We start from the raw sequence: 25,323 nt of genomic DNA, 5'->3' as shown, positions 1-25,323 counted from the left end.
AAATTAATTGATAATGAGTTATTTATATTGATTTCATAATCGTTGTTTCTTTTTCTGCTCATTTAATATCAAAATTACAAAGAGCTAAAATTTAGCCCTTTGTAATTTATTGCTTGATTAATTTTTCTATTATTTGCTGATCTCCCGTTTTTATTTTGAGGAGATAGTTTCCTTTAGAAAGTTGAGAGATGTTGACATTATTTTTAGTTTCGGTTTTGATCAGTCTTCCTAGGACATCGTAGATTTCCACTGACTGTATCGGTTTGTCTGAAGAAATGTTGATGACATCTTTTGCTGGATTTGGGTAAACCTTCACCTGATTTTTTTTGATATCGTTCACATCAAGATAAGATTGGTAAGTTTTGTAGAAATTAAGAATACCATAACCCATTTGAGGAGATGTGTTGGGATAAAGAGATGCATTTTGTCTCAGCTTTGTTTTAATCTCATCTCTGGAGATATTTTTGGATAAGGATTGTAATAAGCATGCAACACCACCAGCTGCTAAAGGATTGGCTAGAGAAGTTCCAGATGCTTGGGTTACTTGATTACCGTAAACTGTGTAAACTTCACTTCCTCTTGCACTTCCGTCTGGTTTTGTTGCTCCTGCAGAATTCGGACCATATGAAGAGAATGATGAGCTGCTACCTTGGGAAGTTACAGCCCCAATGGTAAACACTTTCGTATTGTCTGCTGGTGTGATAATGTAATGCCAATCGTTATTACCTTCATTTCCAGCTGCGAAGGTCACAAAAATTCCTTTTTCCGTCGCTATCTGTGCGCCTCTTGCGATGAATGAGGTGGTTCCATTCATGTCAGAGTAAGTATAATCATATCGACTGTCATCAAATTGATAATAACCCAGCGATGTTGTGATCACATCCACACCTTTTCTGTCAGCTTCCTCGGCAGCCTCTATCCAATAGAGCTGTTCCTCTGGGATTTCATTTTCACCATCCTCTGAAGCATAAAGGTAAAAATCTGCATCGGGCGCAGTGCCAACAAACTGATTGTCAAGATATCCGCCAATTGTTCCAAGGCAAATGGAGCCGTGGGTGTTCAGAGAAGTATTGTAGATGTCTGTGTTTTTACCAATGAAATTATAACCGCCTTTGATTTGTCCGTTGTCACGAAGTCTTTTGAAAGCATTGCCAGTATTTACAGAAGGAAATCCAGTATCAATTACGGCAATTGTCATTCCTGTTCCGGTAAATCCTGCCACATGAAGTGCTCTGATGTTGACCTGGTTGATCTGTGCCAATCCTTCACCATAATTGAAATTGGTTAAAATACCTCTGTTAGCATTGGCTTGATCAAATTCTTTAAATTTTTCAATTTTATCTTTTCTTTTTCCACCATTTGGATTTCTTACAAAACTTTCGACGTGATCCACATAGCTTTGTTGTGATAAGGTTTGTATCTGCTCAGAAATGGCATTTACGGCAACACCGTTCAACCATTTGGAATAATCGTTGACATCAAATCCAAGATTCTGAATATTAGTAATATAAGTTGGTTCAATTGGCGCATCCTGATCCATGAGCGGGATTCCGAGATTGGTTCTTCTGTCGAGCGATTTTTGCGTCAGTTCCGAAAGTGGGTTGGAATAGAAAGCCGCTTTATTTGGTTTATCTTTGAAGAAAACAAAAACTAATTCGGTTTGAGCCGTTGCTATCAAAGAAAAGCTAACCGATAAAATTGTAAAGATTTTTCTCACGTTTCGGGGATTTTGATTTTTTAAACTGATAAATAAATGTAAATTTACAAAATAATGTTTTGCATTTGATATCGCTTTCGGAAAATATGATCTCGATGTCAAAAGCCTTTAAAAATAAATATTTGATTATGAAGAAAATCCAAATGGTCGATCTACAAAGCCAGTATTATAAAATCAAAAGTGAAGTTGACAATGCAGTTCTCAATGTAATGGATTCTGCAGCTTTTATAAATGGTCCGGAAGTCAAATCTTTTCAGGCCGATCTGGAAAGTTATTTGGATGTAAAACACGTGATCCCTTGCGCAAACGGTACAGACGCGCTTCAGATCGCGTTGATGGCCTTGGATCTACAAGAAGGTGATGAAGTGATCACTGCAGATTTTACATTTGCTGCTACAGTAGAAGTAATCCATTTACTTAAACTAAAATCTGTTTTGGTAGATGTGGATTACGATACTTTCACGATTGATACAGAAGCTATTAAAAAAGCGATCACGCCAAGAACTAAAGCGATCATTCCAGTTCATATTTTTGGACAATGTGGAAATATGGAAGAAATTTTGAGAATCGCAAAAGAACATAATTTATATGTGATCGAAGATAATGCTCAGGCGATTGGTTCAGATTTTATTTTCTCAGACGGAACCGAAAAAAAATCAGGAACGATGGGAACTATTGGAACAACTTCATTTTTTCCTTCCAAAAACCTTGGTTGCTACGGTGACGGCGGTGCAATTTTTACCAGTGATGACGAGTTGGCTCACAGACTTAGAGGCATCGTAAACCACGGAATGTACGAGCGCTATTACCACGACGAAGTGGGTGTCAACTCAAGATTGGACAGCATTCAGGCAGCGGTTTTGAGAAAAAAATTGCCAAACCTTGATTCTTACAACGAAGCGAGAAGAAAAGCAGCGGATTATTATGACGGAGCTTTTGCTGGAAACGAAAATATCCTTACACCAAAGAGAGCAGAATATTCAACCCACGTTTTTCACCAGTATACTTTAAGAATTACCAATGGAAAACGTAACGAGTTACAGCAATATCTAACCGAAAAAGAAATTCCTGCGATGATCTATTATCCGGTTGCACTCAGAAAACAAAAAGCCTACTATCAGGAAAGTGATCCGTCAGATTTTGTGAACACGGATAAATTGTTGGATCAGGTGATCTCATTGCCAATGCACACAGAATTGGATGAAGAGCAACTGAAATATATTACAGATTCCGTTTTGGAATTTTTCGAAAAATAAATGATTTCATATCAATTAAATCATTCATCAACTATCATTTATCAATTATAAAATGTCCATACTTGTAACAGGCGGTCTAGGCTACATCGGTTCACACACAGTTGTAGAATTGATCAAAAATAATTTTGAGGTCATCATTGTTGATGATCTTTCAAATTCAGAAAAATTTATTCTGAACAACATTGAAGAGATCACTGGAAAACGTCCGATTTTCTATCCTTTCGACCTAAGAAGAAAAGAATTATTGACTCAGGTTTTTGAGGCGCACGATATCAAAGGTTGTATCAATTTTGCAGCTTCAAAAGCAGTGGGAGAAAGCATGGTAGAGCCATTGGATTATTATGAGAATAATTTGTTTTCATTGGTCAATGTTCTTCAGGAATTCAGAAAGAGAAATATTTCCAACTTCATCTTCAGTTCTTCTTGTACCGTTTATGGGCAAGCGGACGAAATGCCGATCGACGAAAATACGCCGCTCAAAGAAGCTGAATCTTCCTATGGAAAAACAAAGCAAATGGGCGAGGACATCTTGAAAGATTTCTCAAGAGCTTATCAGAAAAGAGTGACATTATTGAGATATTTCAATCCGATTGGTGCACACCCAACAGCTTTGTTAGGAGAGTTACCTTCCGGAATTCCGAATAATCTTGTTCCTTATGTGACTCAAACTGCAGCTGGAATCAGAGAGAAATTGAGCATTTGGGGAGACGATTATCCAACGGAAGATGGAACTGCAGTTCGTGATTACATCTATGTTGTCGATTTGGCAAAAGCACACGTTGCTGCGCTTAAAAAATTGATCAATTCTGAAGAGGAAACTGTTTTAGACGTTTACAACTTGGGAACAGGAAAAGGTTCGTCGGTTTTGGAAGTTGTAAAAGCTTTTGAATTGGCAAATGACGTTGCTGTACCATATCAAATTTGTCCGAGAAGAGAAGGCGATATTACTGTTGCTTATGCCAACGCAGACAAAGCCGAAAAAGAATTGGGCTGGAAATCAGAAACCACTTTGGAAGAAGCACTCAAAACTACTTGGGAATGGCAGAAGTATTTGAAAGAAAGAACGAATTAATACGATTAAAACCAATCATTGCGATTGGTTTTTTTATTTACATTTCTCAGCGAAACTGAAAATACTGTGCAAACTAACTTCAGAAAAACTCTTGGATTTGATCTTTGAAGCATTGATCATCGCTTTCGCCAAAACCGAAGTTGGTAAAGGTTGTTGACTTTTGAAAAGTCCCAATTTATTAACAAACTTCAAAGCCTTTAATCCGAAAACTTCGCCATTTCTGTCAGAGTTTTTACGCTCCAACATTCCAGGTTTGAAGAATGTAGTTTTCTCGAATTTTAGATTTTTGATAGCTTCTTCCAATTCGCCTTTCATACGCGAATAGAAAATTTTAGAATCCGGACTTGCGCCGTAAGCAGACACCAAAACAAAATCCTCAACCTGATTTTCCTTCGCTGCCTTCGCAAAATTATATTGATAATCGTAGTCTATTTTCCACTGGTTGTCTTTGCTTCCCGCAGTTTTCAGAGTAGTTCCAAGACAAGCAAAGGCTACGTCACCTTTTACCAGATGTTTCCATTCTTCCGGTCGGTCAAAATCTACGACGTGCGCAGTGATCTTGTCATTATGAAAATCAGAACGGCGTCTTACGAAAATATCGATCTGCTCAAATTCTGGGTCGTGAGAAAGTTGATCCACTAGATCTTTTCCCGTTGCGCCAGTTGCACCAATTACCAAAGCCTTCATAATTCTGAGATTTGATAATAAAGTTAAGCAATATTTTCGGGATTGAACTTTTATAAGCTTTTATTTGTAACCACAAAAGTCACAAAAGCTTTAATTTTAAAATAAGATTTTCAAAAGTCCAAAAAAGGATAATATTCTTTTGTGACTTTTGTGATTGATTCTAATTGAGCTGATTGCGATATTCCGCCCAAATGATCTTAAACCATTCTGTAAAATGTTCAGGATTCTCGGTAATTTCCTTTTGTAGGTCAGTGATAGAAACATAACGGACCTCAGAAACTTCATCCAGATTCAAATCAAATTCTCCCGAAAAATTCCCAGTGAAGACGTGATCCAACTCGTGTTCCCAAAGTCCATCGCCAACGTCCGCTTTATAGATAAAATGAAATTTTTCCGTCAACTCACAATCGATTCCTAATTCCTCTTTTGTGCGTCTTACAGCGCCATCCAGATACGATTCATTGAGTCGTGGATGCGAGCAGCAAGCGTTCGTCCATTGGTTTGGCGAGTGGTATTTTTGGTTGGCGCGTTTCTGCAAAAGCATTTCGCCTTGGTCATTGAACAGAAAAACAGAAAATGCACGATGCAAAAGTCCATTTTCGTGCGCCTGCATTTTTTCCATTTGTCCCAAAACATCATCGTTCGGATTTACCAATACCACTTTTTCCATAGCACAAAAATAAGGATTTTAAATGTAATTATTTGGAGCTGTTTCCCGCTTTCCACTATATCTTTTTTGTTTTATCACGTTTTGTTATAAAATCGAAATTTAATCAAAAACAAAAAAGGATGCCGTTGCAATCGGGGCTATGGGCTTTATAAATTGATTGAAGTTTGTCTGAAAATCTTATTCGTCATTCCGTAGGAATCTAAACTTAGCGGTCAAGATTCCTACGGAATGACAATATTGTGTTTTATAATTTAGTTTTCCAGATAAACTCTCAAACTCTCAAACTCTCAAACTCTCAAACTCTCAAACTCCCAAACTCGACTTCCACTCATTCGTAAAATCTATAAAATCAGCCACAGACAATTCTTCCGCTCGAATATCAAGGAATCGATGTGAACTAATAGCTTCAGGAATCCCAAGAACTTTCAAAGAATTACTCATTTTTTTGCGTCTTTGTCCAAATCCAGCTTTCACGATTTGCTTGAACAAAACTTCATTTCCTGCCAAACCTGGTTTTAGATTTCTGGTCATTCGGATAACGCCGGATTTCACTTTTGGTGGCGGATTGAACACATTTTCGTGAACCGTGAAAAGATATTCCACATCGTAATAAGCCTGAACCAGAACCGACAAAATTCCATACTCTTTGGTTCGTGGTATTCCAGAGGTTCTTTCGGCAACTTCTTTCTGGAACATTCCGCTCATTTCCGGAACGTACTGGAAATTATCAATGATTTTAAACAAGATCTGAGACGAAATATTATAAGGAAAATTCCCAATCACAGCCAATTCTTCGTCACCAAAAACTGTAGGAATATCAGTCTTTAGAAAATCGCCAACGAAATGTTGTTCTTCTAATTTTGGATAATGTTTTTTAAGATAATCGATGGACTCGTTATCAATCTCCGCAACGTAAGTTTCAACGTCTTTTTCGAGAAGGAATTTTGTAAGAACGCCCATTCCTGGACCCACTTCCAAAACTTTTTTGTAACCTTCCAAAGAAAGCGAATCTACAATGTCACGTGCGATATTCTGGTCTGTAAGAAAATGCTGACCGAGGTGTTTTTTTGCTCTAACGTCCAATTCCGATTTTTTGCAAAGATAAGATAATTATGTTCCAAATTTTAGAGTATAAAAATTGATGTTACTAATTGTGAAAAAAGTCTTCGACTCCGCTCAGACTGACATTGTTTAAACAATTAGTATTAGATCTGTCACACTGAGCGGAGTCGAAGTGCTTTACTATTAGAGATAATTTTAAAATCAATACATCTTCGTCTTCACACAAGTCACATTTTTAATAGATACTGGTTTTCCCACTTTTTTCAACATTCCTGTTTCAAGATTTCTTTTGAAAACCGTTACATTTTGAGAATTAACATTGGTGACAATAATGAATTTTCCAGTTTCATCAATTGCAAAAGTTCTTGGATGTTTCCCCCCAGCTTTTTGGTAACCGATGGATTCCAAAGTTCCATCTTCTTTGATTTTGAAGATAGCAATATTGTTTTCTTTTCCTCTGTTGCTGGCGTAAAGGAACTTTCCGTCGGGCGAAATGTGAACATCGGAACTTTCAAAACCTTCTTTGATTTTGTTTGTGTGCGTCGCAATTCTCTGGATTTCTTTTAACTTGTTTTCTGAGAAATCGTAAACCGAAATCATTCCAGCTAATTCTTCAATCGAGTAGGCCAATTTACCATCCTTGCTAAATGTGATATGTCTCGGTCCGCTTCCTGGTTTGGTGTTGATGAAAGTTTTTTGACTATCTATCACAGGTTTTTTTAGATTCGCATCAAAAGGATATTGTAAGATTTTGTCGGCGCCCAGATCTGCAACGAGCAAAGTGTTGTAATCTGGTGAAAAAACAACAGAATGTGTGTGCGCTTTGTCCTGTCTTTTGGGATTTACGCCACTTCCTTCTATAAAAGTAAAATGTTGAGCTATCGAATCAATTTTCCCATTTTCCAAAATCGGGAAAACTGAAATTGTTGGAATATTGTAAGTTGCATTGATGAGCCATTTTCCACTTTTATCAACATTCACATAAACTGGATTTTCGCCACCGGTTTTTTGCTGATTAAGGAAAGTCAATGATTTTTTATCAGCATCAAATGCGAAAGCACTCACTGTTCCGTTTGGCATTTTGGCGTCGGACGAAGCGTAAACATATTTTCCATCATTAGAAATTGTAATGTAGCCTGGATTGATGACATCCGATGATGAAGTAACTTTCGTTAATTTTCCGCTTTCTGTATCGAGTTCGTAAACATAAACCGCTTCGGAACCTTTCTCCCAGTTATAAGAACCAAAAAACACAAATTCTCTCTGCGCAAAAAGATTTGTAAAAATTAAAAAACTTAGTAAAAGAGTTATTTTTCGGCTATTCATTGAGCTGTATTTTAGAAATTAATATCACAGATTTAACTTGTAAATTGGACTTTAAACAAATTTCCTAAAAATTAGCCTGGAAACCAAACTGAACACCAAATTTTCTAACCTCAGAAGTTGCAGAAGTATTATGGTTAAGGTAATTCCCTCTCCAGTTGAAATCCAATCTCAACAATCTAAAATTTCCCCAACCAATATTCTCAATCCCGAAACCATATTCGTAATAAGGTTTGTTTGGAGCGCTAAGGTTCAGATTTCCTGCATTCATTGTAATAGTTTCTGGTTTCAAACTTCCAATTCCCGAGCGAAAAAAGGCAACTTCACGCAATTTTAGTTTTTTAATTAATGGAATCTGAGACAAAATTTTTCCGTTGAAGTGATGTTCCAAAAACATAACGGCGTAAGAATCTGCCACAAATTCGTAATAATTCATCAATGAGAAAACACCTCGCATTAAACCGTAAGATTGGTTGGCAGGCATCACATTCTGCAAAGCGAGTGGGAGAGCGTCGAAGTTTTTACCAATTTCTACATTGGCAAACAAACGTCCCCAATTTCCTAATATCACTGGCTGGTAATAATAGAACTGAAGTTTGTTATAGTTATAATCAGAATTGAAAACGCCGCCCATACCTTTTGTATATTTTAGAATAATTGAAGGATTGGTCGCCAAAGCAGTCAGTTCATAACGGTCAACGCCATAAGTAGAGAATTTGATTCCAGGTCTTGCGATGATGGTTGCTGTGAATCTGGTGTCATTCAGATCTGTTCTCAGAACGCCACCTCTGTAATAATTGATGTTGAATAGATTAGAATCGGCGGATTTTATATTCTGAGTCGTTGCATCCAATCTAACCTGAAAGTTTTTCCAAGGCTCGATGCTGGTGAAAACATTGGTTTGATTTACGGAACTCATTGATGTGGTTTCGCCGCTATTAAGAACAGAAGAAGAAGCGAATGAACGAGTCATAATTCCTTCATCCGTCGTCAGCTGAACACCAAGTTGCAAGACATCTTTTCTGTAACCTGCACCGATCATAAATCGGTTTTCCTTGTTGAACATATATTTGGCCTCACCACCGAATTTCCACTTCTGGTCGCGGAAACCATACGCTGTGTAACCTTGGATCCTCCACATGTCATTTTTGCCATGATAAGTTCTGAAACCGCCTCTCAGCCTTACACCTTCAATGTCATTATATCCAAAGGACTGAAATATATTTCCGATATCAATACCGTGACCAATGTGAAAATATCCAGAATTACCGATTTCTACAATCTTTACGATCTTCTTGTATTTCGGATTATCGGCTAGTTCATCGTACATTTTATAGATGTTCTGGTCACTTTCTGTCAGCGCTTCGGTTCTGTTTGTTTGCCAATAAGTTTCGTCTTTGGCGACCATTTCGTCTTCTGGAATGACGATTTTGTTCAGAAAATCATCTGTGATGCCTTTGTCAAATTCATAATCAGAATAATTGGCGACACGCCTGGCTATGATGGATTTCGCTTTGTCTTTATCATTAGTAACGAGATTGATTGTCGTTTCATTTCTTGTTGGGATAAATGTAGAATCATCAGGATTATCAAACTCAAGGTCTGTCGCAATTTTCTTAACGAAATTGATGTTGATCTTTTTGTTGGTTTCCATCTCTACCTTCATCACATTATATTTGTCCATAGAAATATAAAGTCTACCCTTCAGTGCAAGCGCTTCAGGATTTTTTGGTGTGAATCTGATCTCGTAACTTCTTACGGTATTCACCTCGATAGTGTCTGTAATATTATAATCAAAAACTCCGAAACCATCTTTGGAAACAGGACTTACAAAACCGATATTCAGATAATTGATCGTATTATCATAAATATTGATGTCCTTGTACATACCTTGTACAGTTTTCGTCACGATCTGATTATTTTTAAGTCCGGAAAGTCGCGTAGCCAAAAGGTCTTTTCGTTCTTTTTTCGGGTCGTTCTTTCCGTAAGTTTCAAAAATACTTTCGGTGATGAAAACCGGTAAAACAGCTTTACCAGCAATCTCTGAGGAATCATTGTATTTGAAGATGATAGAATCCATTCCGCGGAAAGCTTTCTTCTTTGTAAAAGCGCTATCGATATTATCCAGACGGAAATCTATCTTCTCGTAGGTTTTGTATTTGTAATCTTTGTGGAGAAGCAATCCATTGGATTTTTTCTTTTTCCAAACCTCACGCATAATGGCGTAAGCGGGATTTTCTTTTTTGTTTTTGTATTTTTTAACGCCTTGGATCACGACGTTTTCTATTTCGTTTTCTTTGTCGGTCTGCGAGAAAAGCAAACCGGTAACGAAGATCAGAAAGAAGGAGAGAATAAATTTTTTATCAAGCATCGATTTCATCAAGCATTAACTATTAATAACTGTTTTTTGTTTTAAATATTGTTTTGATGTAAAACTTATTTACCTTTTTCATAAAATATGACATTTACAGGGCTGCAAACGGGAATAGACTTGCCAGTCGCAGTGAGCAAACCGTTTTTCAGATCACGTGTGAAAATATTGATTCGGTTTGTGTCCTGATTGGCGATCAACACCAGTTTGTTATTTGGACTGATGCTGAAGTTTCTGGGATTTCGTCCAATGGTTTTCGTTTGTTGGATCTTCTTTACCGTTCCATCTTTTTTTCTGATGAAAACGGTAATATCATCTGCATCATCACGATTCGTTACGTAGACAAATCTCTCATTATTAGAAAGATGAATATCTGCAGCTCGGAAATTGAATCTTACTTTTCGTGATAATAAAGTTTCTTCTTGGATCAAGTCGATTTTCCCGTCATTAAAACTTAAAACAGAAAGGTCGCCGCTCAATTCCTGAACCAGATAGATTAATTTTCCTGTTTTATCAAAAGTGATATGTCTGGGTCCAGAACCTTTCTTTGCATCAAATTCACCAATTTTTTCTAAAACTTCTTCGCCTGTCTTATTATATTTAAAGACATAGATTTTATCTAATCCAAGATCAGTCGCCAAAACATATTGATGATCTGGAGAAAATTGAACCTGGTGAATGTGTGATTTTTCCTGACGTTTAGGATTCAAACCAACACCTTCAAATTTGATATTCTGGAAAACATCGGATAATTTACCATCCACATATCGTTTGAAAACATTGATGCTTCCGTCAGAATAATTGGCTGTGATGATATTTTGGTCGTCAGAGATTAGAAAACATGGATCTTCGCCTTGTGTTTTTTTCTCATCTTTTTTGATTAATTTTCCATCAGTTTCTTCTATAGAAAAGGAACTGACTGTACTTTTGTCACCGTTTTCATTCACGGAAAAAAGAAATTTTTTGTCCGGACTAAGGCTTACAAAACTTGGATTAATGACGTTTTCTGTGTGGAACTTGAGATCATATTTGTAAGTATTCTCATCAAAATCAAAAATGTAGATGCCACCGCTTTTGCACTTTTCACTATTGGTGTAAGTTCCTACGATAATGGTATTTTGCGCTGAAAGGTTGGTCATAAAAATGATTGAAAAGATAAAGGTGTTCCAGAGTTTCATTCTAAAAATTGATGGCAAAAGTATATTTTTTGCGAATTTATTATATATAAAATTAAGCCAAACGATATTTGTGATAAATTAACTTTATTTCAAAGAAAAAGTCTTCAAATTTGCATTAGTGGACCTGTAAATTTAATTTTGTCAAAAATCTTGCTATGACCTGGACCGAAGTTCTGAAACCGATTAAAGAAAGTGCTTATTTTATCGATCTTTGGGAGAATGTAAAATTGGAGTTTAATTCCAAAAAATGTTTTCCACCAACTAAACAGATTTTCCGTGCTTTGGAACTTACGGAATTTGAAGATGTGGAGGTTGTGATCATCGGTCAAGATCCATATCATAATGATGGTCAGGCCAACGGCCTTTGTTTTTCTGTTTCTGAGAATGTAAAGGCGCCACCATCGCTCAAAAATATTTTTATCGAATTGAAGGATGATATTGGTGTAGAAAGAAAAAGCAATGATCTGCAAGATTGGGCAAAGCAAGGCGTTCTCCTTCTCAATGCGACTTTGACTGTGCAGGCTCACGAACCCAATTCTCATAAAAATATCGGCTGGGAAACTTTCACAGATTTTATCATCAAGCAAATTTCGGATCAAAAAGAAAATGTGGTGTTCGTACTTTGGGGCGCATTTGCACAAAAAAAGGCCTCGCTAATAGACGAGACCAAGCATTTTATTATACAATCTGCGCATCCTTCACCATTTTCTGTTTATAGAGGTTTTTTTGGAAGTCATCCTTTTTCGAAAATCAATAATTATCTTCTGGAAAAAGGAAAAGAGCCGATTGTTTGGGGATGAAATATTTAATTATTAATTATAAATGATGAAGGATGAATGATTTTTAATTCGTCCGTTATATTTTATGTTTGATAATTAGTTATTCTTTTTCGAATTTAAAACTTACAGTGGCTGGTTCTTCTTTTGCTCCGGGTTGGGGTTTCAGCTCTGTTAAAGTAAATTTGTAACCAGAAAAACTGAAAGTTTTGGTCACATTCTTCGGAAGGAAATCTCGTGTTGCTACTTTAAAGTCCATTTTTTCACTTCCAGATGTTGCTTCAACGTTTACAATGGCAATGCCTTCCCAGACACAAGTGACGTCAACAGGACAGCGACTTTCTTCGACAACTTCTTTGAATTGGAGACTGACTTTGGAATTGGGGATTTTGACTTGTTTATCCAAACCAATTGTGACGATATTGTTGGTTACGGTTGAAGTTTCGGTTTTAGAAGAAGTTTGCGTTTTGCAGTTGCTCATTAATAATAGGAGAGGAATGCAGAAAATGGTTTTGATATTCATCATTTTTATATTTTTAAAAGAAGATATAGTAACCAACCACCAAAAACATGGCCAACCCAACCATCAAGTTGAATCCTGTCCCATATATAAATCCGATAAAAGCACCTTTCATTGAGTTGAGTGCTTTTTTCGTGTCACTGACGTCATGGAGTAATTCGCCGAGGAAGACACCCAACAGCATTCCGATCAAAAATCCAAATGGTATAGGGATGAAGATTAATCCAACGATCGTTCCTACAAAAGAACCAATACTCCCGTAACGCGTTCCGCCGTATTTTTTGTTGGTTTTTGCAGGAATCACGTAATTCAAAACGGTGGAAATGATTGTCAACAAAACAAATATCCAAACGTAAATCATCGGCATGTCGTTCTCTGTACCGAATTTGAAGATCAAAAGTCCACAAAGACTTAGTAATAGTCCCGGTAAAACGGGAAGAAATGTTCCTAAGAGCCCTATGAAAAGGAGTACTAGAGAAACAATGTTGATTAATGTTGGATCCAATTTTATAATTTTATTAAAAATACAAATTTTAACTCGGAAAGCCTTATCTAAAACTTTATTAATTTAATTTAAAATTCATTTACTAATTTTGTACCAATGAATGACCAATTACAAGATACCAAGGATTTAATACAAGATGCAACCGAGTTTCTGTATAAATATATTGCAGAATATTTTCCTGACGGTCTGAATCTTTTTGTTCAGATTGGTGCAAAAATTCTTTTAATCTTTCTCGTCTATTTACTTTTTGATTTCATTTTCAAGATTGTAATCAATTCTGTTTTCAAGTTTTTTGGGAATGAGGACAAATATCCTGTGATGAAATCTATTTATCAATCAAGGATAACAAATTCCCTTTCGCACTTTTTTTCTCTATTGATTGCCGGATCTATACAGACTTCCATTTTTCTTGGTCATCTGACCAAAACGACGATCTTTTCGGAGAGAATGATCAATTTTGCTATAGTTCTCGTGATTGCAGGAATGGCTTTCCGCTCTCTTAAAGCTTTAGAATATTATAGTTTAATCAAAAAAGATTATTACAAGAATTTTGCTATAAGAACTGTTTCGGAGACTGTAAAAACCATTGGGATTTTTATTTTCTCCGTCATTGGAATTTGTGTTGTTTTCGGGATCAATAGTACAACCATCATTGGAAGTCTGGGAGCCATAACTGCGGTTATGGTTTTGATTTTTAGGGATCTTATCTTGGGATTTGTAACCGGAATTCACGTAGCCACTTCCAAGAATATCAAAGTAGGAGACTGGGTTTCTATTCCAAAATATTCATTGGAGGGAAATATTGAAGATATAAGTCTTTTGACAACCAAGATCAAGAATTTTGATAAGACAATCTCTACCATTCCAACTTATGATCTTTTGACGACAGAAATCAAAAATTACCAAGTGATTTCGGACGGAAATACGAGACGGATCAAAAAATCCATCATGTTCAATATGAAATCTCTGAAGTTCGTAGACGATGATTTGATGGAACGTTTGAAGAAAATTAATCTCATAAAAACCTACCTTGGGTTGAAAGAAAAAGAAATCGAGGACGAGAAAAATTCTATTGAAAATCCAGACGAGATCATCAACGGAACTCAGTTGACAAACATTGGAGTTTTCCGAAAATATGTTCAGAATTATCTTAATAACAATGATCAGATCGATCAGAAAGAGATCATTCTTGTGAGGCAACTTCAAAGTATGCCGGAAGGTTTGCCTTTGGAAATCTATTGTTTCGCAACAGAAGCTGACACAGAAAAATATGAAAATATTCAGTCCGATATTTTTGACCATCTTTTATCAGCAGCGAAAGAATTTGAGCTCGACGTTGTTCAGAAAGCTTAATCAATTATCAATTATCATTTATCAATTATAAAAAGTCATGACAAAATTAAGTGTCAACATCAATAAAATTGCAACGCTTAGAAATGCAAGAGGAGGCGATGTTCCAAGTGTAACGCAAGTGGCTGTCGATTTGGAAAGATTTGGAGCGCAGGGAATAACAATCCATCCGAGACCGGACGAACGGCATATCACCAGAAAAGATGTTTACGACCTGAAACCTCTAGTGAAAACCGAATTCAATATCGAAGGAAATCCGCACAGACCTTTCATCGATATGGTTTTGGAAGTTAAGCCTGAGCAAGTGACTTTGGTTCCAGATGCAGATAATGCAATTACTTCCAACGCTGGCTGGGATTGCGAAAAGAACCTTGATTTCCTAAAATCCGTCATTTCCGAATTCAAATATGCTGGAATCAGAACGTCTATTTTTCTTGACCCAAATCCAGGAATGTTAAAATTTGCTGCCGAAACAGGAACAGACCGGATCGAACTTTACACAGAAGCTTACGCAACCAATTATCCTAAAGATAAAGAACAAGCTATCAAATCATATGTTGACACAGCAATAGAAGCGGAGAAATTTGGTTTGGGAATCAACGCAGGCCACGATCTGAGTTTGGACAATCTAAAATATTTCTCAGACAACATCCCAAATCTTTTGGAAGTTTCCATCGGTCACGCTTTGATTTCTGAAGCACTTTACCTTGGTTTGGAAAATACGGTTCAGGCTTATTTGAAAAGGTTGGCGAAATGGTGATATGAATGAAATGGTTTAAATTTTTCTTAAAATCGAGAAGAATAGCATTGATTATTTCAGCTTTTTACGTTGGAATCGGAACTCTGGCAGTTTGTTCTGTTTATCCTAAAGATTGGTTTTACGGAGATTGGTCTTTAAGTGTTTTGATAATTACATTTCCTGTAACGATAATAAGTTTTGGTTACAGGTATGCAGAGGTCGATTCTCTTTTACCAGTTTTGATAATTCAGGCTGTGATGTTTGTTTTAACATTTCTTTTTCTGATTTCAGTTTCGTCTCTATTCAAATCTATTTTTAAACAAACCAAAAAGTAGTAACAGATTAATAATTTGTTTAAAGAAAAAATATAAAATAATAATGGAAATCCTACACTCAAAAATATACGGAGAAGAAAGAACAGAAACGCCACTTTTGGTATTCCACGGATTGTTCGGAATGCTGGACAATTGGGGAAGTTTCGGGAAAGAATTTGGAGAATTGATGCCAACGTATCTGATGGACCTTCGAAATCACGGCCGCAGTTTTCATTCCGATTCGATGTCGCACGATGATCTTGCAAATGATATTCTGAATTATATGGAATTTCATAAAATTGAAAAAGCCAACCTTCTCGGACATTCCCTTGGTGGAAAAGCGGTGATGCAATTTGCAATCAACTTCCCTGGAAAATTGAATAAATTGATCGTAGTCGATATTTCTCCAAAAGCTTATCCGCCGCATCATCAAGGTATAATCAAAGCGCTTCAGACCGTGGATTTTGAAACGGTGACTTCCAGACAAGATGTCGAAAAGGTTTTAGGTGAATACATTCATGAGAAATTTGTGATCCAGTTTTTGATGAAGAATCTTTATTGGACGGAGGATAAAAAGTTAGCTTGGAGATTCAACCTCAAGACTTTGGCAGAGAAATATACGGAGTTTGTTTCCAATGCGATTAAATTTGGTGTTTTTAAAGGACCAACATTGTTCGTTGCCGGAGCCAATTCTAATTACATTTTGCCACAGGACGAACTTCTGATAAGACAACAATTTCCGGATTCAAAGATCATCAAGATCGCTAACGCAGAACATTGGGTTCAGGCAAACAATCCTGTTGATTTCAACGCAGCGGTCAAAGATTTTCTTTTATCATAGATAATGACATATTAATTCAGATCTGATAATGGTACAAGCCTTGTATTATCGGATCTGAATTAAAATTGTTTTTATGAAATGGAAGTTATCGATCATCATGATCCTGTGTTTAACGTTTTTCAAATCTCAGAATACCATTTCCGAAGTTTCGAAAATTCCCGATGTGACCTACAAAACTTCGGATTCCATCGACCACAAACTCGATATCTATCTTCCAGAACAATCCAATAAAAAATTCCCGGTTCTCATTTTTCTTCACGGTGGCGGATGGATCGGAGGTGACAAAGCCTTTCCTGAAAAGTTTTATATGAATGATTTCATTCTGAAATTTGTTCAAAATGGTTACGCCGTAGTCAGCGTCAATTACACGTTGCTGGACAAAAATACCAACTTCCCAAAACCAGTGGAAGATTCCAAAGAAGCGGTGAGATGGATCCGGGCAAACGCTGACAAATATAATTTTGATGAGAAAAATATAGGAATCTGGGGCGCTTCTGCAGGTGCACAGATTGGAATGGTTGCCGCGTATTCCAATGATGAACAGTTTTCCGCGAACAGTAGTTTTCCAAATTATTCTTCGAAGGTCAATTACGTGATCGACTATTTTGGTCCATCAGATTTGAACAAGCTTTTAAGAACCGAAGAGGCTGGCTTTAAAATTTTCATTTTCAAACTCATTTTTCCGAAAATTTATAAAATGCGCAATGATATGATCCGTGGTTTCACAACGAAAGATATCAAAGAACAAAAACAGGAAGCGATTGCTGGCCTTAAAGTTTATTCTCCAGTCACTTATATTGATCAAAACTCGGTTCCGACTTTGATGATCCACGGTAACAAGGACAGAATAGTTCCCTTTTCGCAATCCGAAATTCTAAAGAAAAAACTAGACGACAATAATGTAAAAAATGAACTAATTCCCATCGATAAGGCAAATCACGGTCTGAATGAAGAAGCTGGACATCAATTGATGCTGAAAAGAACATTAGAGTTTATGAAGCAAAACACACATTAATTTCCTGATAGATTTCAATATCAGGATAAGAGATTTTTTATAGAATTGAATTATCTTTGTAAAAATCTTTAATGAAAAAATACCAGGAGACTATTTACAAGGTCATTTTGTTTTTTTCGGTTCTTATCAATCTCTTTTTGATAGGACTTTTATTTTTTGTTCTCAGAGATTCATTTTCAGGAGCAGGAGATTATCTTTTAGAGGGCAAAAGTTTCTGGTATTTTGTGGCAATCATAGCAGCTTACTGCATCATCAATTCTTATTTTATCATTCAACTTTTGAGGAATGCAACTGATATCGAACCTGAAAAATCTATCGAAGAATGATATTGATCACAGGAGCAACAGGGATTTTAGGACGGGTGATCGCTTTAGAACTTCTTAAAAAAGGAAAAAAAGTTCGTGCAACAAAACGCAGATCCAGCAACATACAGGAAGTTAAAGAATCCTATCAATTTTACACAGACCAACCAGATTTTTATTTCGACCAAATAGAGTGGGTCAATATCGATTTTGATGATTCGGATTCTTTAGAATTTGCTTTGCAAGGTGTTGAGGAAGTCTATCATTGTGCAGCAAAAGTCAGTTTCAATCCAAGTGCGGAAAAAGAATTGTACAAAAATAATTCTGAAGCCACAGAAAAATTACTCTTTGCAATCGATCCAACTAAAATTAAAAAATTTCTTTTCGTAAGTTCTATCGCAGTGCTTGACGGTCTAAATGATAAAGGTGAAATGGATGAAAATTCAGATTTCAATGAGAAACTGGATCATTCCAATTATGCGATCTCCAAATATCTTTCCGAGATGGAAGTCTGGAGAGCTTCTGCCGAAGGTTTGAATACGATTATCATCAATCCTGGCCTAATTATCGGTTCCGGAAACTGGAATCACAGCAGCGGAAAACTGTTCAAGGAAATGTCAAATGGGTTTACTTTTTCCGGATCTACAGCTTATGTAGACGTGAGAGATGTTGCGAAAATTGCTGTTGAATTAATGGAGAAATCGATTTTCGGACAACGCTTTATCTTGACTTCGGAAGTCGTAAAATACAAGCATATTGCTGATAAAGTCAGAAAGACTTTTGGGAAAAAACCAGCAAAATTAATATCAAATTCAATCTTAGATATTCTGCCGTTTTTCTCCGTTGTTTTTGGTTGGTTCATTCCAATTCTCAAATTAGGAAACAGAACAAACGTTGAAACTATCAAATCCGATTCGAAGATCACCAATAAGAAAATTCGTGATACCTTGAATTATACTTTCATTCCGATAGATGAAAGCGTAGATTTCCACTTAAAAAATTATGTTGCAAGCATATCAAAATCCAATTAATGAACATTACGGAATTTCTGACCAAGAACACCAAACGATTTCCACAGAAAGCCTCTGTAGGATTTAAAAAAGATAATGAATGGAAGGAACTCACGTGCCTGAAATTTCAGCAAATGGTCTTCAAAACGGCCAATGCGCTTGTAGAAGCTGGTGTCAAAGAAAATGAAAGAGTCGCGATCTATGCCGACAATTCTCCGGAATGGATCATTATGGATGTGGCGACATTGGCAATTGGTGCGGTTACAGTTCCAATTTATTCCACAAATGGTTCCGACCAAGTTGAATACATTATCAATCACGCTGAGCCGAAAATTATTTTAACGGGAGACAAGGAGCAATACGAAACTTGTTATCAATTATTGGCGAAAACCTCTGGTGTTGAATTGATTATCGCTGCAAAAAAGAATTTTAATTTAAATGAAAATTCTTTGTTTCTGTCAGATTTTATTGAGAAAACCTCTGACAAATTTAAAGTTGTTGAGAGGTCAGATGAAGATTTGGCAACCATCATCTACACTTCTGGAACATCGGGAATTCCGAAAGGCGTGATGCTGACGCACGGCAATTTTCAGAAAGCATTTGATGCCCACGTTGATTTTTTTGATTTTAAAGATTTTGAGAAGGAGCAATCGTTGGCATTTTTGCCACTCAGCCACGTTTTCGAAAGATGCTGGACATTATTCTGTCTTTCCAGAGGGGCCAAAGTCAGTTTCCTCGAAAATCCAAAATTGATTGCAAATGCTCTTCAGGAAGTGAAACCTACTACGATGTGTTCGGTGCCAAGGTTTTATCAAAAGATTTATGCAGGCATTAATGAAATGCTTGTGACAGCGTCTCCAACCAAGAAGAAAATATTTAATTGGGCGATTGAAACTGGAACTCAAGTCTCAGAAAGAAAAAGAGATCAGCAGAAAGTTCCTTTTTTATTAAATCAAAAATATAAGATTGCGAACGCTTTGGTTTTCAATAAAATCAAAACAAAACTAGGTGGCAGACTTTGGTTTATGCCTTGCGGCGGCGCATCGATTTCTTCTGAAGTGACGCAGTTTTTCGATGCAATGGGAATTCATATTACTGTCGGTTATGGAATGACGGAAACGACTGCAACAATCACCGCTTTTCCTTTTACAAACTACAAATACGGAACGGCCGGAAAACTCATTGGCGATTCTCAAATCAAAATAGGAGAGAATGACGAAATTCTTGTGAAAGGAAATGGCATCATGAAAGGTTACTACAAAAATCCAGAAGAGACAGCAAAGATTTTAACAGAAGACGGTTGGATGAAAACTGGCGATGCTGGCGTTTTAGATAATGAAGGAAATCTGACAATTACAGATAGAATTAAAGATTTAATGAAAACTTCCAACGGGAAATATATTGCGCCGCAACCAATTGAGAATATGTTTTCTAACAACAGTTACATTAATCAAATTCTATTGATTGCGGATGACAAACCTTTTGTTTCTGCTTTGATCGTTCCAAATTTTGAAACGCTTGAAGAGAAGTTAAAATCTTTAGATGTTGATTTCACAAACTGGAAAGAAGTAGTAGAAAATGAAAAGGTTCAGGCTTTCTATCAAAAACTGATAGATGACATCCAAACTGATCTTTCTGGCTTCGAGAAAATTAAGAAATTTATCCTGATGCCTGCAGATTTTGAAATTCAAAGTGGCGAGATCACACCAACCTTGAAAATCAAACGAAATATCGTGCTTGAAAAATATGCGGACAAAATCAATTTGATTTATAATAAATAATACGGTAAGCAATTACTTTAATAAAGAATAAAATGGCTGCGATAGTTTTTATCAAATTTTAGACTTTAGGAATATTTCTAAAATTGATTAAATTTAAAAGCCTTATAATAAGAATCTAATTTGAAGTTTTATAAATGAATACACAACAATTCGTAAATCGCCACATCAGCCTAAACGAGTCTGACAAAGCGGAAATGCTAAAGAAAGTAGGAGCAGCGAGTATTGAAGAACTCATCTCACAAACCATTCCGGACGCCATCAGGCTGGAGAAGGATCTGGACATCTCGGAGCCACTTTCGGAGTATGAGATGCTTTTACATTCAAAAGAATTGGCATCCAAAAACCTGAATTTCGATAACTATATAGGTTTTGGATACCACAATACCATTTTGCCTTCTCCAATCCAGAGAAATATTCTTGAAAATCCAAGTTGGTACACAGCTTACACGCCTTATCAGGCAGAGATTGCACAGGGGAGATTAGAAGCTCTGCTTAACTTTCAAACTGTTGTCTCTGATTTGACAGGTTTTCCTTTGGCAAATGCGTCTCTTCTTGATGAATCTACCGCTGCTGCCGAAGCGATGCATATGTTCTTCAACAACAGAACTAAGGATCAAAAAAAAGCCAATGCTACCAAATTTTTCATCTCAGATTTAGTTTTACCACAAACTGTTTCCGTCCTTAAAACCAAAGCGGAAGGTCTTGGAATTGATATCATTGTGGGCAATCACAGCAACCATCAGTTTAACGATTCTTACTACGGCGTTTTATTACAATATCCAGGGAAAAACGGAATCGTTTTAGATTACACAGAAAACATCACTTACTATAAAGAATTCAATCTTCAGGTAGTTGTCGCTTGTGATCCGATGGCTTTGGTTAAGCTGAAATCTCCCGCTGATATGGGCGCAGATTGTGCGGTTGGAACTTCCCAAAGATTCGGGATTCCGATGGGTTATGGTGGTCCTCACGCAGCTTTTTTCACTTGTAAGGAAGATTATAAAAGAGATATTCCAGGAAGGATCATTGGTATTTCTCAGGATATGTACGGTAAACGTGCGTTGAGAATGGCACTACAGACCAGAGAGCAGCATATCAAAAGAGAAAGAGCAACTTCGAACATTTGTACAGCTCAAGTCCTTCTTGCGGTAATGGCTGGTATGTATGCTGTCTATCACGGTCCTAAAGGTTTGAATTTTATCGCTGACCAGATTCATTTCAAAACCAATGCTTTGGGCGATGCACTGAAAGTTTTAGGTTATGATATTGTTGACGAGCCGGTTTTTGATACCGTGAAATTCAGATTGCACGAGGAAGAGAAATCATCTTTGAGAATGAAAATGAGAGATCAGAAAATCAATCTTAATTATTTCTCACAAGGCATCGTCAGTATTTCTATCAACGAAACAACTACTGTTGACAAATTAAACCAATTGATTGAAGCTTTCGCTCAGTTCAAAGGGAAACAAGGTTACAAAGTGACTTTGAAGGAAGAATATTCTATCCCAACTGAATTGTTGAGAGAAGATAAGATCTTGGAAGAAGAGGTTTTCAACAAGTACCACACTGAGACAGAATTGATGCGTTACATCAAACGTCTGGAAAGAAAAGATCTGTCTTTGACGCATTCTATGATTTCGCTTGGTTCTTGTACAATGAAGCTGAACGCAGCTACTCAAATGATCCCATTATCTTGGGGAGAATGGGGAAGTGTTCACCCATTTGTGCCAACAGATCAGGCTGGTGGTTATCAGGAAATGATCAAAGAATTAGAGAAAGACCTGGCTGAGATCACTGGTTTCGCTGGAACTTCTCTTCAGCCAAACTCTGGTGCGCAGGGCGAATATGCTGGATTGATGGTCATCAGAGAATATCATAAGAATAGAGGCGAAGGCCACAGAAATATCGTTCTGATTCCTCAATCGGCGCACGGAACCAATCCGGCTTCTGCAGCAATGGCGGGTATGAAAATTGTAGTAGTGAAAAATCTTGAAAATGGAGAGATCGATTTTGAAGATTTCAAAGCGAAGACTGAGCAGCATTCTGAGAAGCTATCGGCAGTGATGATCACATATCCTTCGACTTACGGATTCTTCGATGCGAATATCAAAGAAATTACAAAACTGACGCACGACCTCGGCGGACAAGTCTACATGGACGGTGCGAATATGAATGCGCAGGTTGGATTCACAAGTCCTGGGAATATCGGGGCAGACGTTTGTCACCTGAATCTTCACAAGACTTTTGCAATTCCTCACGGTGGTGGTGGACCTGGTGTTGGCCCGATCTGTGTGGCGGAGCATTTGGTTCCATTCTTACCAAGCAATGCGAATATCTCAATCGGTGGGAAAGAAGCGATTGAAGGAATCTCTGCAGCGCCTTACGGTTCCGGATTGATACTGAATATCTCTTATGCTTATATCAAAATGTTGGGAACTTCCGGTCTTAAGAAAGCAACAGAGCACGCCATCCTTAATGCTAATTATCTTAAAGAGATCTTAGCTGAGCATTTCCCAATCCTTTATGCGAACGACAAAGGCAGAGTGGCTCACGAATGTATCGTGGACTTCCGTCAGTTCAAAACTTTGGGAATTGAGGTGGCTGATATTGCAAAACGTTTGATGGATTACGGTTTCCACGCACCAACAGTGAGTTTCCCTGTAGCTGGAACATTGATGATCGAACCAACGGAATCTGAAAACAAAGACGAGATTGACAGATTTGCGGAAGCGTTGATCAATATCAAAAAAGAAATTGATGAGATTGCAAACGGCGACGCAGACAGAGAAAACAACGTGTTGAAAAACGCGCCTCACACCGAGCAATTGGTGATCTCGGATTCTTGGGATAAACCTTACGGCAGAGAGAAAGCAGCTTATCCATTGGAGTGGGTGAGAACGCATAAATTCTTTGCTACGGTTGCAAGGATCGATGAAGCGTATGGCGACAGAAATTTGATCTGTACTTGTGAGCCGATCGAAGCTTACATGTAAATCAATTATAAATTATAAATGATAAATTATGAATGATCAATGATTTTGTGATTCATCAATTATCTTTAATAAAAAACCTCTCATTTTTTTGAGAGGTTTTTTTTGTATTTATTTTCATCGAGCTAACATATTAATTTCGTGATAGTTTAGCCTGCAAAAACATCGATTGCTATGTGTTGAATAATTATAAATAATAACAATCTATTTTTATTGGTATGGTAATTGGATAGAGGAATGCGCATCACCTTCTGAAAGGATGTTCAGGGTGATTTGGTGTAATTGTTCCAATTATACTTTTAATAAATAAAACAATTTAAAATTATATTTTATGAAATCAAAATTAGCTATTTTGTCGTTGGCCTTGGCGTGCCCGGCAGTGATGTTCTCGCAGGAAATGATGCAGACAACCGCGAACACAAACCCTACTGAAACTACTTCTTTAAAGTCAGATTCTACAAGATTCAACAGCTGGTCTGTTTCTTTTGGTGGAGGTGTGCCATTGATGCAAAACGCTGACCTTAGATCTATCAGCAACGGTAACACACTTGTTGGTTACTCAGCTTATTTCAGTATCGACAAAGCGCTTTCTCACTCATTTGGATTGAAGTTGCAATATGACCGTGGTGAAACAAGACAAGGTTATTTCAATACCAAAGATGCAGCACCTGCAGATGCGTCCACTTCATTGAGAGTTGGAGCAAGAACCCAGTATGATGCGATCTCACTTTTGGGAGACATCAATTTCTCAAACCTTCTAAGAAGAGTTGACAGCAATGCAGACTACAGATGGGCGATCCACGGATATGCTGGTGTAGGTGTTTTAGCTTACAGAGCTTACCAAAAGGATGAGGCTGGCCAAAGATTAATGACAGAGAACAAACCTTTCAAATTCAACTCACTGTTCGGACAGGCTGGTGTTGGTTTGAAATACAAGATCAGCAACAGAGTTGATATCGAAGGTAGAGTAATGTATGTGGTAACAGGAGACGAAGCATTTGACGGTGGCGGAAGCGACCAGTACAGTGCTGTGAACAGAATCAGTTCTCATACTTCTGATAACTTCTTCAACCCGACATTGGGTCTTACGATCAACTTGGGTAAAAACAGACCAAACCTAATGTGGCATGATCCATTGGAAGAGGCTTACAACAAGATCGATGAGTTGGAGACCAAAGTAGATAATATCCAATTGTGCAAAAGCGGAGATGCTGACAATGACGGCGTTTGCGATGACTGGGACAGACAGCTTGATACTCCGGCAGGTGCTAGAGTTGACGGTGCAGGTGTAGCATTGGATGTAGATATGGACGGTGTGATCGACCTGAATGACAAATGTGTGACTGTTCCTGGTCCAGTGGAGAACCAAGGATGTCCAGTGACCAACACAGGTGCTATCTCTGATAACGAAACAAGTTTGGAAGGTATTGAGTTTGACCTGAATTCAGCTAGAATCCTACCAAACAATACGCCGATTCTGAATAGTGCTGCAAGTATGATCAATCAATCTAACGGATCATTCACTGTAGTTGGAGCGACTGATACAAGAGGGACTGAAAGTTACAACCAGACTTTGTCTCAAAAAAGAGCAGAAACTGTAAAACAATATCTGATCACCAATGGTGTGGCTTCAAGTAAATTGGATGCACTAGGAAATGGTAAATCAGATCTTAAATATCCTGAATGTGACCCTGCATCTAAGTGTCCAGAATGGAAAAATAAAGCGAATAGAAGAGTGTATTTTAAAGCAAAATAAATTTTACAATTCTAATTTGGAGACTGTCACTTGTGGCAGTCTTTTTTTTGCAAATTATTAATGATAAATGATAAATGATGAATGATGA

The 25,323-nt window shown here is 37.2% G+C and carries 22 protein-coding genes; 13 read left to right on the top strand and 9 right to left on the bottom strand.

The genetic code is table 11. The features are described from left to right. Positions 1 to 106 precede the first annotated feature (106 nt). On the bottom strand, positions 107 to 1,717 hold the full coding sequence (locus AXA65_RS04515) for a S8/S53 family peptidase (protein WP_063968974.1): 1,611 nt from the start codon (positions 1,715 to 1,717) through the stop codon (positions 107 to 109). A gap of 128 nt (positions 1,718 to 1,845) precedes the next feature. Between AXA65_RS04515 and AXA65_RS04510 the strand changes: the two genes are divergently transcribed. Both AXA65_RS04510 and galE read left to right on the top strand, forming a co-directional pair. Beyond that, the gene (locus tag AXA65_RS04510; protein ID WP_063968973.1) at positions 1,846 to 2,973 is read left to right on the top strand and encodes a DegT/DnrJ/EryC1/StrS family aminotransferase; all 1,128 of its coding nucleotides are present in this window, start codon (positions 1,846 to 1,848) and stop codon (positions 2,971 to 2,973) included. 52 nt (positions 2,974 to 3,025) lie between these two features. Continuing rightward, positions 3,026 to 4,045: a UDP-glucose 4-epimerase GalE gene (gene galE, locus AXA65_RS04505; protein WP_063968923.1), complete on the top strand. Its 1,020-nt coding sequence runs from the start codon at positions 3,026 to 3,028 to the stop codon at positions 4,043 to 4,045. 33 nt (positions 4,046 to 4,078) lie between these two features. Here the strand turns inward: galE and AXA65_RS04500 are convergent, their stop codons facing one another. The 6 genes from AXA65_RS04500 to AXA65_RS04475 form a co-directional block, all read right to left on the bottom strand. Further along, positions 4,079 to 4,732, bottom strand: coding sequence for an NAD(P)H-binding protein (locus AXA65_RS04500; RefSeq protein WP_063968922.1), 654 nt, complete (start codon positions 4,730 to 4,732; stop codon positions 4,079 to 4,081). 160 nt (positions 4,733 to 4,892) lie between these two features. Then, positions 4,893 to 5,402, bottom strand: coding sequence for an isopentenyl-diphosphate Delta-isomerase (gene idi, locus AXA65_RS04495; protein WP_063968921.1), 510 nt, complete (start codon positions 5,400 to 5,402; stop codon positions 4,893 to 4,895). A 303-nt stretch (positions 5,403 to 5,705) separates the two neighbouring features. Then, on the bottom strand, positions 5,706 to 6,485 hold the full coding sequence (rsmA, locus tag AXA65_RS04490; protein ID WP_063968920.1) for a 16S rRNA (adenine(1518)-N(6)/adenine(1519)-N(6))-dimethyltransferase RsmA: 780 nt from the start codon (positions 6,483 to 6,485) through the stop codon (positions 5,706 to 5,708). A 180-nt stretch (positions 6,486 to 6,665) separates the two neighbouring features. Continuing rightward, positions 6,666 to 7,790, bottom strand: a complete 1,125-nt coding sequence (locus AXA65_RS04485) for a lactonase family protein (RefSeq protein ID WP_063968919.1) — start codon at positions 7,788 to 7,790, stop codon at positions 6,666 to 6,668. A 64-nt stretch (positions 7,791 to 7,854) separates the two neighbouring features. Next, positions 7,855 to 10,167, bottom strand: a complete 2,313-nt coding sequence (locus tag AXA65_RS04480; RefSeq protein ID WP_086048071.1) for a DUF5686 family protein — start codon at positions 10,165 to 10,167, stop codon at positions 7,855 to 7,857. A 56-nt stretch (positions 10,168 to 10,223) separates the two neighbouring features. Continuing rightward, complete coding sequence (locus AXA65_RS04475) at positions 10,224 to 11,297, bottom strand: lactonase family protein (protein ID WP_218281596.1); 1,074 nt, start codon at positions 11,295 to 11,297, stop codon at positions 10,224 to 10,226. Between the two features lie 194 nt (positions 11,298 to 11,491). On the opposite strand from AXA65_RS04475, the gene AXA65_RS04470 reads away from it, so the two are divergent. Continuing rightward, complete coding sequence (locus AXA65_RS04470; RefSeq protein ID WP_063968917.1) at positions 11,492 to 12,136, top strand: uracil-DNA glycosylase; 645 nt, start codon at positions 11,492 to 11,494, stop codon at positions 12,134 to 12,136. A gap of 79 nt (positions 12,137 to 12,215) precedes the next feature. On the opposite strand, the gene AXA65_RS04465 is transcribed toward AXA65_RS04470, so the two are convergent. Together AXA65_RS04465 and AXA65_RS04460 are read right to left on the bottom strand one after the other, a co-directional pair. Further along, positions 12,216 to 12,638 (bottom strand): hypothetical protein, encoded by a 423-nt coding sequence (locus AXA65_RS04465; protein WP_131797769.1) that lies wholly within the window; start codon positions 12,636 to 12,638, stop codon positions 12,216 to 12,218. A 10-nt stretch (positions 12,639 to 12,648) separates the two neighbouring features. Beyond that, positions 12,649 to 13,137, bottom strand: a complete 489-nt coding sequence (locus tag AXA65_RS04460; RefSeq protein ID WP_063968915.1) for a DUF456 domain-containing protein — start codon at positions 13,135 to 13,137, stop codon at positions 12,649 to 12,651. A 96-nt stretch (positions 13,138 to 13,233) separates the two neighbouring features. On the opposite strand from AXA65_RS04460, the gene AXA65_RS04455 reads away from it, so the two are divergent. From AXA65_RS04455 to AXA65_RS04410, 10 genes are all read left to right on the top strand, one after another. Further along, a complete protein-coding gene (locus AXA65_RS04455) occupies positions 13,234 to 14,490 on the top strand; it encodes a mechanosensitive ion channel family protein (protein WP_063968914.1) in 1,257 nt (418 codons plus the stop codon). Between the two features lie 37 nt (positions 14,491 to 14,527). Beyond that, positions 14,528 to 15,247, top strand: a complete 720-nt coding sequence (locus AXA65_RS04450) for a pyridoxine 5'-phosphate synthase (protein WP_063968913.1) — start codon at positions 14,528 to 14,530, stop codon at positions 15,245 to 15,247. A gap of 5 nt (positions 15,248 to 15,252) precedes the next feature. Further along, positions 15,253 to 15,561, top strand: a complete 309-nt coding sequence (locus AXA65_RS04445; protein WP_063968912.1) for a hypothetical protein — start codon at positions 15,253 to 15,255, stop codon at positions 15,559 to 15,561. 43 nt (positions 15,562 to 15,604) lie between these two features. Then, positions 15,605 to 16,381, top strand: a complete 777-nt coding sequence (locus tag AXA65_RS04440; protein ID WP_063968911.1) for an alpha/beta fold hydrolase — start codon at positions 15,605 to 15,607, stop codon at positions 16,379 to 16,381. 73 nt (positions 16,382 to 16,454) lie between these two features. Further along, positions 16,455 to 17,396: an alpha/beta hydrolase gene (locus AXA65_RS04435; RefSeq protein WP_063968910.1), complete on the top strand. Its 942-nt coding sequence runs from the start codon at positions 16,455 to 16,457 to the stop codon at positions 17,394 to 17,396. 71 nt (positions 17,397 to 17,467) lie between these two features. Continuing rightward, positions 17,468 to 17,722 (top strand): hypothetical protein, encoded by a 255-nt coding sequence (locus AXA65_RS04430; RefSeq protein ID WP_063968909.1) that lies wholly within the window; start codon positions 17,468 to 17,470, stop codon positions 17,720 to 17,722. Beyond that, entirely contained in the window at positions 17,719 to 18,729 is a 1,011-nt protein-coding gene (locus AXA65_RS04425; protein ID WP_063968908.1) for an NAD-dependent epimerase/dehydratase family protein, read from the top strand. The genes AXA65_RS04430 and AXA65_RS04425 overlap by 4 nt, the downstream gene beginning before the upstream one ends. Further along, positions 18,729 to 20,489: an AMP-dependent synthetase/ligase gene (locus AXA65_RS04420; RefSeq protein WP_063968907.1), complete on the top strand. Its 1,761-nt coding sequence runs from the start codon at positions 18,729 to 18,731 to the stop codon at positions 20,487 to 20,489. Before AXA65_RS04425 ends, AXA65_RS04420 begins: the two co-directional genes overlap by 1 nt. 134 nt (positions 20,490 to 20,623) lie before the next feature. Continuing rightward, positions 20,624 to 23,482, top strand: a complete 2,859-nt coding sequence (gene gcvP / locus AXA65_RS04415; RefSeq protein WP_063968906.1) for an aminomethyl-transferring glycine dehydrogenase — start codon at positions 20,624 to 20,626, stop codon at positions 23,480 to 23,482. Between the two features lie 328 nt (positions 23,483 to 23,810). Then, on the top strand, positions 23,811 to 25,235 hold the full coding sequence (locus tag AXA65_RS04410; RefSeq protein ID WP_063968905.1) for an OmpA family protein: 1,425 nt from the start codon (positions 23,811 to 23,813) through the stop codon (positions 25,233 to 25,235). Positions 25,236 to 25,323 lie beyond the last annotated feature (88 nt).

Origin of the sequence: Chryseobacterium sp. FP211-J200 (assembly GCF_001643375.1) — a bacterium.
GTDB lineage: Bacteria > Bacteroidota > Bacteroidia > Flavobacteriales > Weeksellaceae > Epilithonimonas > Epilithonimonas ginsengisoli.
The sequence above is the reverse complement of the archived record's forward strand: the minus strand, read 5'-3'. Positions and strand labels throughout refer to the sequence as shown.